Here is a 15,563-nt window from a genome sequence, read left to right on the forward strand (position 1 = left end):
GAAAATATAAATCGTTACGGTGTTTTTGAGTTATCAAAGTCAAAAACATCAATACCACTAGAGTTTAATATTCAGAGTAGAAAACAAACATGACCCTTTTTTACTAGGATCCCGGCCGGAGGTCTATCTTACTCGAATAAGACGGCTGAGAAAATAACCCTTTGTACCTGATCTAATTAGTATTAGCGTAGGGAGTTTGTTTGATTATTTTCTATAAATATCATTCAAATTCTTATTATTTAACTTAGAAATAATAGGAGATTAACCGTGGAATATTTAGGTTATATAACTTTAAACATATCATTAGTAATATATTTTATTCATTTTTTACCACAAACCATCCATAATCAGTTCAAGCATAAGACATTTGAAATTAGTCTCTGGACTCATTCGTTAATGATATTTGCTAATTCTTTAGATCTTATATATGCGATAGGGTTTAATATGCAATGGCAATATATCTTAGTTGATATTATTCTTTTAAGCTTTTTAACAGTCCAGCAACTTCAAATCTTAAATGACAGAAGGCAGAGAAATATATTTATACATACTGTGTTTATTTTGTTATTCTTACTGATTGTTATTTATATAGTCAAATTTATATCGCTGAGCCAACAGACTTTGTTATGGAGTGGCTCAATTAGTGGGGTAATATATAATGTATATTGGTTACCTCAGATATATAAAAACTTTCGACAAAAACAAGCAGAAGGGTTTAGTATATTCTATTTAGGACTTTCTGTACTTAGCCTTATGTGTGATATAAATAGTGCTATATTTTTAGGATGGCCTATCGTATCAATAATAGTTTCTAGTTGCCTATTTATTTTGGTATCTATACAAATTATTCAATATTTCTATTATAAAGGAATGCTTTCAAAGCAAATATTAAATACTTCTATAAACTAGAGTTATAGAACACCACGTGTTTTATGTTAAAATTAGTGATCAGTATTTTTAGAAAAAATTAAAATATGAAAAAAATTATTAAATTTTTAGTGTGTATATTATCTTTAGGTGCTTGCTCTCTAGTATTTGCATTGGATAATACCTCAAAAACATATACAGCTTATTCAATTGGTGATGCACTGGGTAAAGCTTCACATAAAAGTTTTAGTGCTATGAATCAAGAAATTATTAAAAAAGACTTCATTTCAGGTTTTGATGATACTATTTTAGATCATAAACCTGATATAAACAAAATTTCAGATAAAGATTCTTATGAAGTGGGAATGATTATTGCAACTCAATATAAGTCAAAACTAAAAAAAATGATTGTCATAAACAAACAAAATTGTGAAGAGTTTATTAAAGGTTTTGATGATGGAGCTAATAGTAAAGATCAGTCTTTAACCTCAGAAGATAAAGAGATATTAAAACATTTCAGAATTTCAAAAGATGAAGACAACTAGATAATATCAACTAAATATGGTTGATAAATATATTCTGCTACTTTATTCTTAAATCTAACTAACTCAAAGTCTTAAAATATATAAATAAAATGCAAAGCTTAAAAGATATTCAGAAGTTAATTAAACAAGATATTGAAAATAACAATGAGTTTATAATCAACTCTCTTTCATCAGATGTTGTTCTTATCAATCAAATTAGTCACTATATCATAAATAGTGGTGGCAAAAGACTTAGGCCTTTGTTAGTGATGCTATTTTCTAGAGCTCTAAATTATACTGGCAAAGGTCATCTAGCATGTGCTGCAATTATAGAGTTTATTCATACAGCAACTCTTCTACATGATGATGTAGTTGATGATTCGCACCTACGCCGAGGCAAAGAGACAGCTAATAATGTTTTTGGCAATGCTGCAAGTGTATTAACCGGAGATTTTCTATACTCTAGAGCTTTTCAGATGATGGTAGGTTTAGATAATATGCAAATTATGCAGATATTAGCAGATGCTACTAATAAAATATCGGAAGGTGAAGTGCTTCAGCTATTAAACGCTAGAAACATTGATTTGACAGAGGAAGATTACACTAATGTCATATATTGTAAAACCGCTAAATTATTTGAAGCATCATGTGAGTTAGCTGGTGTAATTAGCCTTGATAAGCAAAGTTATAGTAAATTTCAAAATAGTATTAAAAACTATGGTGTCTATTTGGGGAATGCTTTTCAGATAGCTGATGATGTATTAGACTATGTTTCTGATGCGGAAAGTTTGGGTAAAAATATTGGTGATGATCTAGATGAAGGTAAAATGACGCTACCAACGATTTATGCGTTAGCAAATACTTCAAATCAAGAACAACAGAAAATAAAAGAAGCAATTGAAAAAGGTAACTATGACATAAACGAAATTATAGCTATAGTTAAAAATAGTGGCGCTGTTGAATACTCTTATCAAGTTGCATGTCAATATGCTGATAAAGCAAAAGAATCGATAAGTTTCTTACCAGAATCAGAATATAAGAAGGCTATGATCTCGCTATGTGATTTGGCTGTTAAAAGAAAGAACTAGATTTTAATCAATAATTCTTAGAGGATTATTAGATAAGAAACCTTGAATATTTTCAACAGCTTGAGTGAAATATAAGTGATAGTTTGTATCAGCAACATATCCTAAATGTGGTATTGCTATAATATTATCTAGCTCCCTAAAAGGGTGATCATGAGGTAATGGTTCATTTTCAAAAACATCTAAACCAGCACTAGTAAATACTTTTTCTTTTAGTGCTTTTATTAAATCATTTTGATTAACTATCTCTGCTCGAGAAGTATTAATTAGAATTGCTGTTGGCTTCATCAGAGATAACTCTTTATACGTTATCAAATCTTTAGTTAATTGACTTAGAACCATATGAATAGAAATAATATCTGCATTTTTAAATAAATTTTCTTTAGATTTTGCAAAAACAATATCTACATCATCACAACGTTCTTGAGTAAGATTTGGACTCCAAGCAATAATGTTCATATCAAATGCTTTTGCAACAGGAATCATAAGCTTCCCAATATGCCCTAGCCCTAAAAGTCCTAGTGTCTTCCCCTGTAGACTATTTCCAAGAGTCGATTGCCAAGGACCATTTTCCTTAATGGAATTAAACTCTTGAGAGATATGCCTAGATAGATTGAGAATTAAGCCCCAAGTTAATTCCATTGGTGGGCGTTTAAGGCTTTTTGTACCACATATTATAATATTTCTTTCTTTAGCAGCCTCTTTATCAATAGAGTGATTTCTCATGCCAGAAGTAACTATTAGCTTTAATTTAGGAAGTTTTGAAATTAATTCTCGAGTAATGGGAGTTCTTTCACGCATTATGACAATAATTTCAGCATCTGATAATGCTTTTACTAGATCATCTTCCTCTAAATGTTTAGTTAGATTTGTTACAGAAACATTATTTAAATCTTTCCAATTAGCAAGTTTTAGAGAGATATTTTGATAATCATCTAAGATAATACATTTCATAAAATAAAATCTTAATATAAATTATATTTTATAATAACATATTTAGTGGTAAAGGATTATGTATTTTTACTTAAAATCTTTAAGTGTAATTTCGAAAGCTAATGCTTGGTTAGGTCCTATTGTAGCAGGCGCTCTAGTTCCATAAGCTTTGTTGGGGGCACAGTATAATATAAAAGTAGAACCATTAGGCATCTTAGGAATAGCGTCTTTCCAACATTCTATTAGGTTTCTAAGTGGAAAGGTTGCGTTTTCACTTGAGTCAAAACTTGGTCCTATGAGTTTACCTTCTTTTACATCATTAAGCTTTGATTTGTCGTCCTCATAAGCTATTACTGGTGTTGTTCCTTTGTAAGCAATAGTTACTGTGCTATCTGCAGAAGGTTTTTTACCATCACCTTGTTTAACCATTTGGTAGTAAACACCATCATTTACTTCGACAGCATTATCCATTTTAGCAATTTGCGACATGAACTCATCTGATTTGACTTTATTTAGCTTAGCTATATCTAACTGCTTTTTAATCATCCTATCTTTTAAAGTTTCCATATTTCTTCGAATTTGACTTTCAGAAATTCTAGGCTTCTCATTGTTGAGAGCATCAGCAAAACCTGAGACTGTTTGTTTGTCATATAGCCCAAAATCTTGTCTAGCAATTCCAGACCCAACCTGGTATCCGACTACATAACTTGCATCAGATCCCATTTTTAAACTGTTATTAATTGAAGTATCCTTTGTTTGAGTTTGAGTACTTGGAGTATTAGTGGCTATAGCTTGAGTTTTAGTCTCATTAGTTGTTTCTTTTGTTGAGCATGAACCAATTGCTACACCTAGGACAGTACATGACATTATCGCAACTATTTTTTTTAGTTTCATCTTATCTCCTTATTTATCTTTGAATATCATCTTTTGTGATATTAAAAAAGTCAAAAAGCTCTTTATCTAACATTTGAGATGGAGAAATATTTGATAGAGCTTTGAATATAACATTTTTTCTTTCAGGGTTATTATTCTCCCATCTATTAAGCATATCTTTTATAAATACTCTTTGCAAATTATCTTGTGAACCACATAGGTTACAAGGAATTATCGGGAAATTTTTTAGTTCAGAATATTCTAGTGTTTCTTTTTCACTTACAAAAGCAAGAGGACGAATTATAATATTACGTTTATCATCACTTAATAACTTCGCAGGCATTGATTTAATAGTGCCGTTATAAAAGAGATTTAAAAAAAATGTCTCTATGATATCATCACGATGGTGACCTAGAGCAATTTTTGTAATGTTGTTCTCCTCAGCAAAATCATACAGAATGCCACGCCTCATTCTCGAGCATAATCCACATGTAGTTTTACCATCTGGTATAACTCTTTTGACAACACTATAAGTATCTCTTTCAATGATATTAAATTCTATATCTTTAGTTCTAAGATAATTAGGTAAAATCTCTTCAGGAAATCCTGGTTGCTTCTGATCCAAGTTTACAGCTATGATATCAAATTTTATAGGAGCTTTCTTTTGGAGTAATAAAAGCATTTCAAGCAAACAGTATGAGTCTTTACCGCCAGATAGGCACACCATTATTTTATCGCCATCTTCAATCATGTTGTATTGATTAATTGCTTGGGCTGTTTTTCTAAGTATTTGTTTTTCTAGCTTTTTTAAAGGTTGTTTATTAGTTTCTGTCATTTTTTTCTAAAATCATCTTTTTTAGTTCATTAGGTATTTTTTGTAATCTTCCTGTCTTTGTATTGTAACAAGCAAGTTTAGCACTTGCTTTTGTAATAACTTGTTCATTATTAATTAAGCGTATCTCATAATCAAATTCGATGCTTACTGCACCAATTTTAGTAATATGTTGAGTTACTTCAATCTTATTAGGGTGTAGTAGTGGTAAGATGTATTTACAGGTTTGTTCTGTAATTACAAGTTGGATAGAGTTTTGAGTGGCCCAAGACATTAATCCACTATTTTCATATGCCCATGTTGTTCTAGCTTCTTCAAAATAGTTAAAGTAGGTACAGTTATTTACATGTCCATATTTATCAGTGTCAGCAAAGCGAATATTTACAGTATGCTTAAAAATATTTGATTTCATAACTTACCTTTAGAAAATATATGACAGTAGGGGTTTGCGAGGTACTTCACAGTTCTGTAATTGTATAGCATATTTTTGTGCTACATCAGCGGTTTTACGGGCATAGTTTTTTAAGAATGAATTATTTCTATGGCTGCCTCTTCTATATCCTCCAATACCCTCATGGTATGCAAGATATAAATCATAAGTATTTGTTTTACTTATACCTGTTTTATTATGGACATTGTTTAAATACCAACCTATAAAATCTACAGCATCAGCATAGTCAGAACGTGAGACAAAAGATTGTTTAGTTTCTTTCTTGTAATGCTCCCATGTGTCATCTAGAGCCTGTGCATAACCATAAGCGCTGGATGCTCTACCTTTTGGAATAAAACCAAAATAATATTGCATAGAAGGTTGTGCATCAGCCCTGAATGAAGATTCTTGACGTACGAATGCCATTTGTATATTTAGAGGTATCCCCCAACGATCGTAGGAGTCTATCATGTCATAGTACCAGTCAGGATATTGGTGGATTATACTACACGCATTATTTATATTTTTTGGAGGTTCTGTTGAGCAAGAACCTAAGAGTAATATGACTGTGGTAATCAGTATTAGTTTTACTATCTTTTTCATTATAAATTCCTATAAAAAACATCCACAACTTTATCTTGGAATCTACGAGCATTGTAACGATCAGAATACTTGAGATCATTAAGCATAATCGAAAATGAGATGCGATGGTTTTTTGCAGTTAAAACATAGCCTGATAGTGTTGATACTCCAGATAATGTACCTGTTTTCGCATGTACTCGACCAAGCAGTTTGCCTCCCATTCTATATGCGATGGTACCACTTATTCCAGATGAAGGTAGGTAATTATAGAATTGTTTACCAACTTTACTGTTAAAAGTTTTAGTCAAGAAATCAACCATAAATTCAGGACTAACTCTATCCAGATGTGATAATCCAGATCCGTCATACATAGTCAAAGCAGACGTGTCTAATCCTAGTTTTGAATATAAGATGCTTTGAACAGCTTCAGTACCTGCTTTAGTTGAGCCAATTCCTTTTTCTTGTAAACCAATAGTATTTAGTATAGTTTCTGCATATAAATTGTCAGAGTGTTTAAGAGTTTGGTCAAAGAAGTGTCCAATTGTTGCTGATCTTGTTGTTATTTGTGATTCATAACCAGCTGGAATATCACTAGCAATAAGTACCTTACCATGTTTTATTCCACTAGAACTTAAAAAATCATTAACAGTATCTACTGTCTTTAAAGCAGGGTTTCTAATTGCCAGTTTAAACATTTTTTCAGCTGTTCTAGATAAATATCCACTTATATATACCACGTTATCATCATTCATTGATAAAATCGTAGCCTTTGTTGCACTTGTATATTTAGCTGAATTTTTTATGTCAATGTTGCTAGCATTGCTAAGCTCTACAACTCTAGTAGTTAAACTATTTGGATTTTTAACTAGTTTTATAACAGTACAGTTTCTATTTAATGTAAAGCTAGAAGCCGGTGCACCATAGCATAATGTTTTATCTTCTTTAGACCAACCCCTAGGGATATATGGTCCTGAAAATACACCAACAAGATATACATCGCCTGTAATTTTAGATATTCCTTTTTCTGTTTTTATTTTTCTTATCAATGATGATAACTGACTACCAGTAAGGGCTGGATTACCAGTAAATTTTATATACATATCACCATAGAGAGTATGGTTTGATATTCTATTAGATGGATACATAACAGTAGTTGTAAATCTAAAGTTACTAGGAATAGCAAATAATCCTGAGACGATTGTAAATACCTTATTATTACTTGCAGGTTTCATTGATCTGTTTTCAGCATAGGCATACAGATCAGCACCTGTCATAGTTCTTTGAGCTGCTACAGCAATTTTAGCATTAGATAAGTTATATTTTTTTACAAGAGATTGTATTTCGCTACGAGTAGATGCGTAAGATAGGTTTGCGCTTGCTACAAATATAGATATAGCTACTAAAAGCTTAGTTCTTTTTATCAAAGTGATAAACCTATATATGTTTCTAATTTCTTAATTCGGAATAATAGCATTTTATACACTATAAATATAGTGGGGGTACTGTGTAATATATAGATAGGTTTCGGGTTAGTGTAAATAAGTTGTAGCTATGTTGCATTTATATTGTTATATGGTAGAATGATAGCCTGTAAATTTGTCTATCAGCTTTGGATAAAGAGCTGTAGTTTTGTTGAATTTAAATTAAACTGGCATTTAAGTGAGGTGAGAGGGTATGCCAAGCGTTAGAGTTAAAGAAAGAGAACCTTTTGATGTTGCTCTTAGAAGATTTAAGAGATCTTGTGAGAAGGCTGGAATAGTATCTGAACTACGTCGTAGAGAGTACTTTGAAAAGCCAACTTGGGCACGTAAAAGAAAGAAAGCTGCTGCTGTCAAAAGAGCTTACAAGAGCAATATGATGGCTAGAAGGTAGTATATTATTTAATTCACCGTTGAGAGTTTAACTCTCCCTTTCACTAGGAATTCTTTTTTAAAATGTCACAAATTTTTGATCAATTGACTCTTGATATGAAAGAGTCAATGAAAAATAAAGATAAAAATAGATTAACTACTATTCGTATGGCTATGTCGGCCATTAAGCAAAAACAAATTGATGAGAAAATTGATATTACAGATGATATTGTTACAGCTGTAATAACAAAAATGATCAAGCAAAGACAAGACTCTTATAATCAATACATACAAGCAGAAAGAGCTGAGCTTGCAGAGGGTGAAAAAAAAGAGATTGAAATCTTGACTAAATATATGCCCAAACAGCTTAGTGATGAAGAGGTAGTAACTATCGTCCAAAAGGCAATAGAATCTGTTGGAGCTACCTCAATGAAAGAAATGGGTAAAATAATGGCTAGTGTAAAAAAAGAGCTTGCTGGTAGAACAGATATGAGTAAAGTAAGTGCTATAGTAAAGTCAAACTTATCTTAACTTTCAGATTTTATCAGTATGGCAAAAAAGATTTCAAATAGTTTTATAAAAGAGCTTGTTGCAAGTGCTGATATTGCAGATGTTGTGTCTAGATTTGTCAATCTCAAGAAATCTGGAAAAAATTATAAAGCATGTTGTCCATTTCATAATGAAAAAACGCCTTCATTTTATGTTAATACTCAAAAGAATTTTTTTCATTGCTTCGGGTGTGGTGTATCTGGAGATGCCTTAACTTTCGTCAAAAAAATAAATAATTTAGACTTCGTAGAAGCAGTTAATAATTTAGCAGAGATTGTGGGGAAACCCGTTGAATATGAGAATTATTCACAAGAAGATTTGCAAAGAGAACATCTTTTTAATAAGTGTATTGGTTTTTTAGCGATAGCTCAAAAATATTACCGTTGGAATCTTGGTAATTCAGTATCAAAAGAAAAAGCTATAGAGTATCTTAAGAAAAGAGGAATCGATAGTGGATTAGCTAAAGTGTTTGGTATTGGATATTCATCGGAAGGTTGGAATAATATTACCCAGCTTGCTAAATCTGTCAATGTATCTGAAGATATATTAATTGATACGGGTCTTTCAATAAAAAATGATAAAGGAAATGTTTATGACCGTTTTCGTAATAGAATAATGTTTCCTATCAGAAATATTCAAGGAAGCGTTATTGGTTATGGCGGTAGGGTGATTGATGATTCTGATACAGTTAAATACTTGAATTCTCCAGAAACTATAGTTTTTCAAAAAAATAATATTTTGTATGGATTATATGAATATAGAGAGAGAAAAAAACAACATCCTGAGTTGGTAAATCAAAGTCTTATTGTTGTAGAAGGGTATATGGATGTTGTTGGGTTGGCTCAATATGGTTTTTATTCTGCTGTGGCAACGTTAGGAACAGCATTTTCACAAAATCATGCAAAAATACTATTCCGTGAGAGTAACTCAGTGATACTTTGCTTTGATGGCGATAGTGCTGGACAAAACGCGGCTATCCGAAGTATTAAAATAATTTTACCTATTTTAGATGGTAATAAAAAACTTAGAATACTTACTCTAAAGGAAGGAAAGGATCCTGACGATTATATCAAAGAACATGGGTTGATAAGTTTCCAGAGTGAACTAGATAACTCTTTGTTGGTTTCAGATTTTATAATAAGACATATAATAGGCAATAGAGATATTTCTAAAGCTGAGTGTAAAGCAGAAATTTTGGAGAATTTAAAAGATTTTTTATCTGATGTTGATGAAAATATTTATTCAGAGAGTATTGTATCAACCGTCTCAGAGAAAATAAATATTAGTTCTGATCAAGTAAAAAGATTAATCAAGCTAGGAAAGCAAAAATTTAGTATTGATACTATGAATAAGAGTAATCATATGATTAAGCAAAAAAGGCTTTCAAAAAATATTTTACTTGAAGAGGTAGTGTTAGCTGAAATTTTTGTTAATATTGATGATTTTCGCATTCTACTAAAAGAAAATGACTTTGAAATATTTTCTACTTCAAAAAATCTTGATATTCTTGTAAAAAGCTTGAAAATTTTAAAAGAAGACTCATCTAATCAAATAGAAACTGTGGTATTGATACAGTTTTTGGCAGAGGACTATCCTGACTATAGAGAGTATTTCTTTGAGTTATTGAGTTATGGCATTAACAAGGCTAGAAAAAAATCTGATGGTGAACAGTATTGCAGTCAGATATTAAATGACTTAAAAAGGATTGAGGCTAATAGTGTAAAAGAGCAGCTTAATCATTTAGGGTCTCTACCTTTTAGGACAGATGTTCAAGAGATGGAACGTAAGTATTTAGTAGCAAAATTAGGTAATAAAATATAAAAAATTCTATTGGAGTGTTAATAGATGACAAGAGAAGATTTACTTTCTGATCTAAAAGATTTGATAGTTGATGGTAAAGAAAGAGGTTATTTAACTAGAGCAGATATTCTGGATGCATTACCAGGAGATGTGTCAGATGATCCTAAAAAGTATGAAGAAATAGAAGCTATACTTATAGATGCTGGTATTGATGTTTATGATAGAACTCCTCAATTAGATGAAGATGATGAACGAAAAGTAAGTGAGGCGAACTTAGATGATTTGAAAGGTAAGACTTCTGATCCTATCCGTATGTATATGCGAGAAATGGGTATAGTAGATCTTTTAGATAAAAAAGGTGAGACTGATATCGCCATCAGAATCGAAGAAGGTACTACGGAAGTTTTTAGTACTATTTTGAGTTACCCAATAGTTATTAAAACTTATATTGAACGCTTTCGTGAATTAGAAGAAAAAGCTGATGATTACATGTCATCACAAGATATTGAAGATGAGTCTGTAGCTAAGTATATTCGCTTTAATGAAATTATAGCGGGCTTCAGTGATGAGCAGATTACAGAAGAAAAAGTTGCGGAAGATGATCATGATGAGAAGATTGATACTCAAAGAGCATATAATTTCTTTGTAAACCTTGAGAAAATGTTTGAGGAGTACCAGGAAAAACCTAATAAAAAGCTATATAACAAAATAGTCAAAGAGTTTGAATGTTTAAGATTATCTACTTCTCACTTGCAGAAATTGGTTGACTACATTAGACTCCCTTATACTCGAGTTAAAGAGTTCGAGAGAAAAATACTTAGATTGTGCGTAGAAAGATCAAAAACTCCTCGTCAGGAGTTTATCAAGGTATATGAAATTGGCTCTGTTGAGTGGCTGGAGCCTTTAACTAAAAAGTATAAATTTACAGATAATACTATCAAAGAAATTAATAACTTAACTAAGCAAATTAATCAATTTCAGACTCTGATGATGATGAAAGTTGAAGAACTTAAAAAAGTTAATGTTGAAATTTCTAAGAGTGAAGCAAAAATTACTCAAGCTAAAAAAGAAATGATAGAAGCAAACTTAAGACTAGTTGTTTCAGAGGCTAAAAAATATACCAATAGAGGTTTGCATTTCTTGGATATTATACAAGAAGGTAATATTGGCCTAATGAAGGCTGTTGATAAGTTTGATTACAGAAAAGGTTTTAAGTTTTCAACTTATGCAACTTGGTGGATTCGTCAGGCAATCACTCGTTCTATTGCAGATCAAGCTAGAACAATTCGAGTTCCAGTTCATATGATTGAAACTATCAATAAAGTTAATAGAATTAAACGTCAAATACTTCAAGAGAAAGGACGTGAAGCTACAGAAGAGGAGATTATTGAATACACTCCAAATATGACTAAGGATAAACTTAAAAAGATTCTTAATATCTCTCATACTCCTATTTCTATGGAGAGTCCAATTGGTGACGATGAAGATTCAACAGTAGGTGACTTTATTGAGGATAAGAATAATTATTCCCCAATTGAGGCAGCAAACTTAGAGAACTTAAGAGAGGCTATTAAGGAGCTTATTGATACGGGTTTAACTGAAAGAGAAGCAAAAGTTCTTATGATGCGTTTTGGTATTGGTATGAATACCGATCATACTCTTGAAGAAGTAGGTAAGCAGTTCAATGTAACCAGAGAACGTATTAGGCAGATTGAAGCAAAAGCTCTTAGAAAGTTAAAGCACCCATCAAGATCGGCATTCTTAAAAACATTTTTATAAATTTTCTTATTAATAAATTTCTCAACTAAAATGGCTTTTTATACTTAGCTGTGCTATATTTTTGCTAATTTTTATTTATTCAATTTTATGATGAAAAAAATAGTATTAATATTTATACTGATATCAAGTATCTTTAGTCTTAATAGCTGTTTATTAATCGGAGCAGGTGTTTATGGTGTTGATCAAGCTGCGTCATACTCTGAGAACCTTGACTACTCTGTTATAGATGTTAGCAATTCAGTCTTGCACGTTCTTAAAGAAATGCCAGGTGTCACTATTACTAAGAATATTATAACTAATCAAGCATCAGAGATTGATGGCGATGTTAACTCGGAGAGATTCAAAGGGACGTTTAGTATTAGTGTGACTAGAATAGCTGACAATTCATCAACGTTATCTATTAAGTACGATATATTTGGTGATAAAGTTCAATCGAAAAGATTCTTAAGAAATGTCAAAGAAGATCTGCATAAAAATGCAGCTTAAAATAATTAATTAGAGCTTGGTTAAGCTTTAATTAGTTTTATAAACTCATCGACATATTGTTTTTGAACTATTTTAGTATCAATGTTATCGATAAAGTCCGATAGTTGGCACATCTCTAAATCACTATATCCACAGGGGTTAATATAACTGAATGGCGTAAGATCCATTTTAGTATTTATAGCAATGCCGTGGTAGCTTTTACCTTGCTTTATTCTTAAGCCAAGAGAAGCTATTTTTTTATTATCAATATATATGCCATGGGCATTCTCAATAATGTGAGGGTCAAGATTATAGTGCTTTTGAAGTATATTGATACAGGCTTGCTCTACTACATCAACTAATTTTTTTGCACCAAGTTTATTTCTTTTTATATCAAGCATAAAGTATATTACAACTTGACCAGGACCATGATATGTAACTTGTCCACCTCTATCAGTTTCAACAATAGGTATATTGTGCGGATTTAGGATATGTTCGGGTTTGCCATGTTTTCCTTGTGTAAGAACACTCAGGTGTTCAACAAGCCAAATCTCATCCTTAGTAGTATTGTCACGTTCGGTTGTGAAATCAGCCATTCGTTCAAAAACATTAGAGTATGGCTGTAATCCTAAATCTCTAATTATGATATCTTCTTTCATAGAGTAACGATTATTATAAAACCATGTGTACTTCAGGATGGCTAGAAATTTCTTTGTAAATATTATCTAACTGTTGTTTGCTATCAGCTGTAAATATGGCTGTAATAGATATATATTTACCAGTTTTACTTTCTTTGGTATTAAAATCAATCTCATCATGTTTTGGAACATGTTTTTCAAAGACTTTAAGAATAAATTCAACAGTCTCTTTCTGTGGGTTTGCCATAATCTTTATTGGAAATTGACAGGGAAACTCAAAAAAAGTTTCTGGCTGATTACTGTTATTATCTTCAGACATTATAAATCCTCTTATTTTAGGGTTACCACCAACCTCTTTGTGATATATCATTCATAGATATCACTGGTACACTTGCTATTTTTTCTTTAGTGTCTCCAAGAGTTATGACTAGTTCACCTACTGGTTGTCCTTTTTTAATTGGAGCTTTTAATCCGGATGTAAACACAATACCTTGCTTTAAGAATGGAATATAAGTTTTAGGTACGGTTTTATAAATATTTTGAGTTGAGGCTACAGTTATCTTTTGTCCAGCTTTGGCGTTAGGGATGTTATCTGCACTTATTGTGACTGGAGAGTTAGCTTTGTATAATAAGACATTTTCATACTTACTTATAGCATATCTCAATAATTTAGAAGATTCTGAATCTCTTTTAGCTGAGCTACTAGTACCAAGTACTACAGAGATGAATCTTTCGCCATCTTGTTTTGCAGAGGATACTAAACAATAGCCAGCTGCATCTGTGTGGCCTGTTTTCATGCCATCAGCACCATCAAAAGTGAATAGAAGCCTGTTTCTATTGTTTTGAAGTACAAAGTTGTCGCCTTTAGGGAATAGTTTTGAGCACTTATCTTGAGCTTGAGAGTCTAGCCCTTTTGCAGTAAAACTTTCTAAAACATTACCGCTTGAACGATCAAATTTAGGTAAACATTGCTTACGATCTGCTATGCTTACAGATTCTTGCTCTGTAGCATTCCAAACCAAACCTCTGTCATCGTATATCTCATATGCTTCAGGGAAATTATATATGTAAGATCTAGCTAATAATGCCATGTCATGCGCAGTTGTATACTGTTCTCCTCCAGGCAGCCCATCTGGGTTGGCAAAGTGAGTATTATTCATTCCAATTGCTTTTGCTGTTTGATTCATAAGATCAGTAAATGCATCGGCAGTACCACCGATATATTCTGCTAAAGCTATAGTAGCATCATTACCCGATACAACATCCATTCCTGTTACTAAATTTTTAACAGAAACTTTAGCTCCTGCTTTTACGTACATTTTAGATCCGCCAGTTGAAGCAGCTTTTGCACTTATTGGTACCATAGTATCCCAACTAAGGTTTCCTGCTTTGATTTCACTGGCAACAATATAAGATGTCATGATTTTGGTCAAACTAGCAGGAGGTCTTCTCACATCCATATTTTTCTCACTAACTACATCACCAGTGCGATAATTCATAGCTACCCATGCTGGAGCATCTAGCTCAATATTTACAGGTCTTACTATTATATCTTTCTGTGCTAGTCCGTTACCTCCATTAAAATATGGGTCTGAGCTAGAAGAAATATTGGGTGCTGCGAATGCTGTAGTTGCAACCAAACTAGCTGTTAATAAAGCCATCTTTTTAAATTTCATAATTTTCCTCTTTAAACTTTTGTTAAAGTGTAACTTATTAAGTAATATCTCAAAGTATTTTAATATTTATAGGTTATAAATACAAAGGTTTTTATGATAGACTACTTGTGTAGTGTATCAAGCGTTTATGCTTTAGCAAAAATATAGGAGAAATTGTTATGCTAAAAAATATACCTTGTGGAAAAGATATTCCTAATGATTTCAATGTTGTTATTGAAATACCCCAAGATAGTGATCCGATTAAGTATGAGTTTGATAAAGATAGTGACATGATAGTTGTTGACAGATTTATGTCATCTACTATGAGATATCCTTGTAACTATGGTTTCGTACCAAATACTCTTTACGATGATGGCGACCCAATTGATGTGTTAGTATTGGCTCCATATCCTCTTGCGGTAGGTTGTGTGATTAACTGTAGAGCAGTTGGTGTTTTCAAAATGGAAGATGATGGTGGTGTTGATGCAAAAATTATTGCAGTACCAAGCTCTAAATTAACTAAGGAATATGATCATATAAGTGATGTTGATGATTTGCCTGTTTCTTTAAAACAAAAAATTGAGCATTTCTTCACTCATTATAAAGATCTTGATTCTGGTAAGTGGGTAAAAGTTGATGGCTGGGATGATGTCGCTTTTGCTAAAAAAGAAATCGAAAAATCTGTAAATAATTATAAATAA

At 31.8% G+C, this 15,563-nt stretch carries 18 protein-coding genes; 9 read left to right on the forward strand and 9 right to left on the reverse strand.

The window, feature by feature from the left end; all coding sequences use genetic code 11:
- Positions 1-267 precede the first annotated feature (267 nt).
- From F3D59_RS08910 to F3D59_RS08920, 3 genes are all read left to right on the forward strand, one after another.
- Positions 268-909, forward strand: a complete 642-nt coding sequence (locus F3D59_RS08910) for a PQ-loop repeat-containing protein (protein ID WP_149368201.1) — start codon at positions 268-270, stop codon at positions 907-909.
- A gap of 65 nt (positions 910-974) precedes the next feature.
- A complete protein-coding gene (locus F3D59_RS08915) occupies positions 975-1,412 on the forward strand; it encodes a hypothetical protein (RefSeq protein WP_150464600.1) in 438 nt (145 codons plus the stop codon).
- Between the two features lie 89 nt (positions 1,413-1,501).
- Complete coding sequence (locus tag F3D59_RS08920; protein ID WP_150464601.1) at positions 1,502-2,479, forward strand: polyprenyl synthetase family protein; 978 nt, start codon at positions 1,502-1,504, stop codon at positions 2,477-2,479.
- 3 nt (positions 2,480-2,482) lie between these two features.
- Here the strand turns inward: F3D59_RS08920 and F3D59_RS08925 are convergent, their stop codons facing one another.
- From F3D59_RS08925 to dacB, 6 genes are all read right to left on the reverse strand, one after another.
- On the reverse strand, positions 2,483-3,430 hold the full coding sequence (locus F3D59_RS08925; RefSeq protein ID WP_150464602.1) for a D-2-hydroxyacid dehydrogenase family protein: 948 nt from the start codon (positions 3,428-3,430) through the stop codon (positions 2,483-2,485).
- 66 nt (positions 3,431-3,496) lie between these two features.
- Entirely contained in the window at positions 3,497-4,303 is an 807-nt protein-coding gene (locus F3D59_RS08930; protein ID WP_150464603.1) for an FKBP-type peptidyl-prolyl cis-trans isomerase N-terminal domain-containing protein, read from the reverse strand.
- Between the two features lie 13 nt (positions 4,304-4,316).
- Entirely contained in the window at positions 4,317-5,117 is an 801-nt protein-coding gene (gene ttcA, locus F3D59_RS08935) for a tRNA 2-thiocytidine(32) synthetase TtcA (protein ID WP_150464604.1), read from the reverse strand.
- Positions 5,104-5,526 (reverse strand): acyl-CoA thioesterase, encoded by a 423-nt coding sequence (locus F3D59_RS08940; RefSeq protein ID WP_146421329.1) that lies wholly within the window; start codon positions 5,524-5,526, stop codon positions 5,104-5,106. Before F3D59_RS08940 ends, ttcA begins: the two co-directional genes overlap by 14 nt.
- 9 nt (positions 5,527-5,535) lie before the next feature.
- Positions 5,536-6,147: a transglycosylase SLT domain-containing protein gene (locus tag F3D59_RS08945; protein WP_150464605.1), complete on the reverse strand. Its 612-nt coding sequence runs from the start codon at positions 6,145-6,147 to the stop codon at positions 5,536-5,538.
- Positions 6,147-7,550, reverse strand: coding sequence for a D-alanyl-D-alanine carboxypeptidase/D-alanyl-D-alanine-endopeptidase (gene dacB, locus F3D59_RS08950; RefSeq protein WP_150464606.1), 1,404 nt, complete (start codon positions 7,548-7,550; stop codon positions 6,147-6,149). The genes F3D59_RS08945 and dacB overlap by 1 nt, the downstream gene beginning before the upstream one ends.
- Before the next feature lie 250 nt (positions 7,551-7,800).
- On the opposite strand from dacB, the gene rpsU reads away from it, so the two are divergent.
- The 5 genes from rpsU (at position 7,801) to F3D59_RS08975 (ending at position 12,590) form a co-directional block, all read left to right on the forward strand.
- Positions 7,801-7,998, forward strand: coding sequence for a 30S ribosomal protein S21 (gene rpsU, locus F3D59_RS08955; RefSeq protein ID WP_013923183.1), 198 nt, complete (start codon positions 7,801-7,803; stop codon positions 7,996-7,998).
- 62 nt (positions 7,999-8,060) lie between these two features.
- A complete protein-coding gene (locus F3D59_RS08960; RefSeq protein ID WP_149368207.1) occupies positions 8,061-8,507 on the forward strand; it encodes a GatB/YqeY domain-containing protein in 447 nt (148 codons plus the stop codon).
- An 18-nt stretch (positions 8,508-8,525) separates the two neighbouring features.
- Positions 8,526-10,346, forward strand: coding sequence for a DNA primase (gene dnaG, locus F3D59_RS08965; RefSeq protein WP_150464607.1), 1,821 nt, complete (start codon positions 8,526-8,528; stop codon positions 10,344-10,346).
- Positions 10,347-10,370: 24 nt separating this feature from the next.
- The gene (gene rpoD / locus F3D59_RS08970) at positions 10,371-12,104 is read left to right on the forward strand and encodes an RNA polymerase sigma factor RpoD (protein WP_150464608.1); all 1,734 of its coding nucleotides are present in this window, start codon (positions 10,371-10,373) and stop codon (positions 12,102-12,104) included.
- Between the two features lie 90 nt (positions 12,105-12,194).
- On the forward strand, positions 12,195-12,590 hold the full coding sequence (locus F3D59_RS08975) for a DUF3568 family protein (RefSeq protein ID WP_224721183.1): 396 nt from the start codon (positions 12,195-12,197) through the stop codon (positions 12,588-12,590).
- A 20-nt stretch (positions 12,591-12,610) separates the two neighbouring features.
- Here F3D59_RS08975 and lipB read toward each other — a convergent pair whose 3' ends face one another.
- Genes lipB through F3D59_RS08990 form a run of 3 tightly spaced genes read right to left on the reverse strand, consistent with a single transcriptional unit; the run spans position 12,611 to position 14,883 of the window.
- Complete coding sequence (lipB, locus tag F3D59_RS08980; protein WP_150464610.1) at positions 12,611-13,228, reverse strand: lipoyl(octanoyl) transferase LipB; 618 nt, start codon at positions 13,226-13,228, stop codon at positions 12,611-12,613.
- Between the two features lie 13 nt (positions 13,229-13,241).
- Positions 13,242-13,526 (reverse strand): YbeD family protein, encoded by a 285-nt coding sequence (locus F3D59_RS08985; protein WP_013923177.1) that lies wholly within the window; start codon positions 13,524-13,526, stop codon positions 13,242-13,244.
- Between the two features lie 22 nt (positions 13,527-13,548).
- Entirely contained in the window at positions 13,549-14,883 is a 1,335-nt protein-coding gene (locus F3D59_RS08990) for a D-alanyl-D-alanine carboxypeptidase family protein (RefSeq protein ID WP_146421335.1), read from the reverse strand.
- Positions 14,884-15,041: 158 nt separating this feature from the next.
- Between F3D59_RS08990 and ppa the strand changes: the two genes are divergently transcribed.
- Positions 15,042-15,563, forward strand: a complete 522-nt coding sequence (ppa, locus tag F3D59_RS08995; RefSeq protein ID WP_150464611.1) for an inorganic diphosphatase — start codon at positions 15,042-15,044, stop codon at positions 15,561-15,563.

The sequence above is a fragment of the Francisella sp. XLW-1 genome, assembly GCF_008711455.1.
Classification (GTDB): domain Bacteria; phylum Pseudomonadota; class Gammaproteobacteria; order Francisellales; family Francisellaceae; genus Francisella; species Francisella salimarina.

Coding starts and splice junctions, on each gene's coding strand:
- lipB (WP_150464610.1), bottom strand. CDS start 13,228: ATGAAAGAAGATATCATAATTAGAGATTTAGGATTACAGCCATACTCT.
- F3D59_RS08920 (WP_150464601.1), top strand. CDS start 1,502: ATGCAAAGCTTAAAAGATATTCAGAAGTTAATTAAACAAGATATTGAA.
- F3D59_RS08985 (WP_013923177.1), bottom strand. CDS start 13,526: ATGTCTGAAGATAATAACAGTAATCAGCCAGAAACTTTTTTTGAGTTT.
- F3D59_RS08945 (WP_150464605.1), bottom strand. CDS start 6,147: ATGAAAAAGATAGTAAAACTAATACTGATTACCACAGTCATATTACTC.
- F3D59_RS08930 (WP_150464603.1), bottom strand. CDS start 4,303: ATGAAACTAAAAAAAATAGTTGCGATAATGTCATGTACTGTCCTAGGT.
- rpsU (WP_013923183.1), top strand. CDS start 7,801: ATGCCAAGCGTTAGAGTTAAAGAAAGAGAACCTTTTGATGTTGCTCTT.
- F3D59_RS08960 (WP_149368207.1), top strand. CDS start 8,061: ATGTCACAAATTTTTGATCAATTGACTCTTGATATGAAAGAGTCAATG.
- F3D59_RS08990 (WP_146421335.1), bottom strand. CDS start 14,883: ATGAAATTTAAAAAGATGGCTTTATTAACAGCTAGTTTGGTTGCAACT.
- rpoD (WP_150464608.1), top strand. CDS start 10,371: ATGACAAGAGAAGATTTACTTTCTGATCTAAAAGATTTGATAGTTGAT.
- F3D59_RS08915 (WP_150464600.1), top strand. CDS start 975: ATGAAAAAAATTATTAAATTTTTAGTGTGTATATTATCTTTAGGTGCT.
- F3D59_RS08925 (WP_150464602.1), bottom strand. CDS start 3,430: ATGAAATGTATTATCTTAGATGATTATCAAAATATCTCTCTAAAACTT.
- ttcA (WP_150464604.1), bottom strand. CDS start 5,117: ATGACAGAAACTAATAAACAACCTTTAAAAAAGCTAGAAAAACAAATA.
- F3D59_RS08940 (WP_146421329.1), bottom strand. CDS start 5,526: ATGAAATCAAATATTTTTAAGCATACTGTAAATATTCGCTTTGCTGAC.
- ppa (WP_150464611.1), top strand. CDS start 15,042: ATGCTAAAAAATATACCTTGTGGAAAAGATATTCCTAATGATTTCAAT.
- F3D59_RS08975 (WP_224721183.1), top strand. CDS start 12,195: ATGAAAAAAATAGTATTAATATTTATACTGATATCAAGTATCTTTAGT.
- dnaG (WP_150464607.1), top strand. CDS start 8,526: ATGGCAAAAAAGATTTCAAATAGTTTTATAAAAGAGCTTGTTGCAAGT.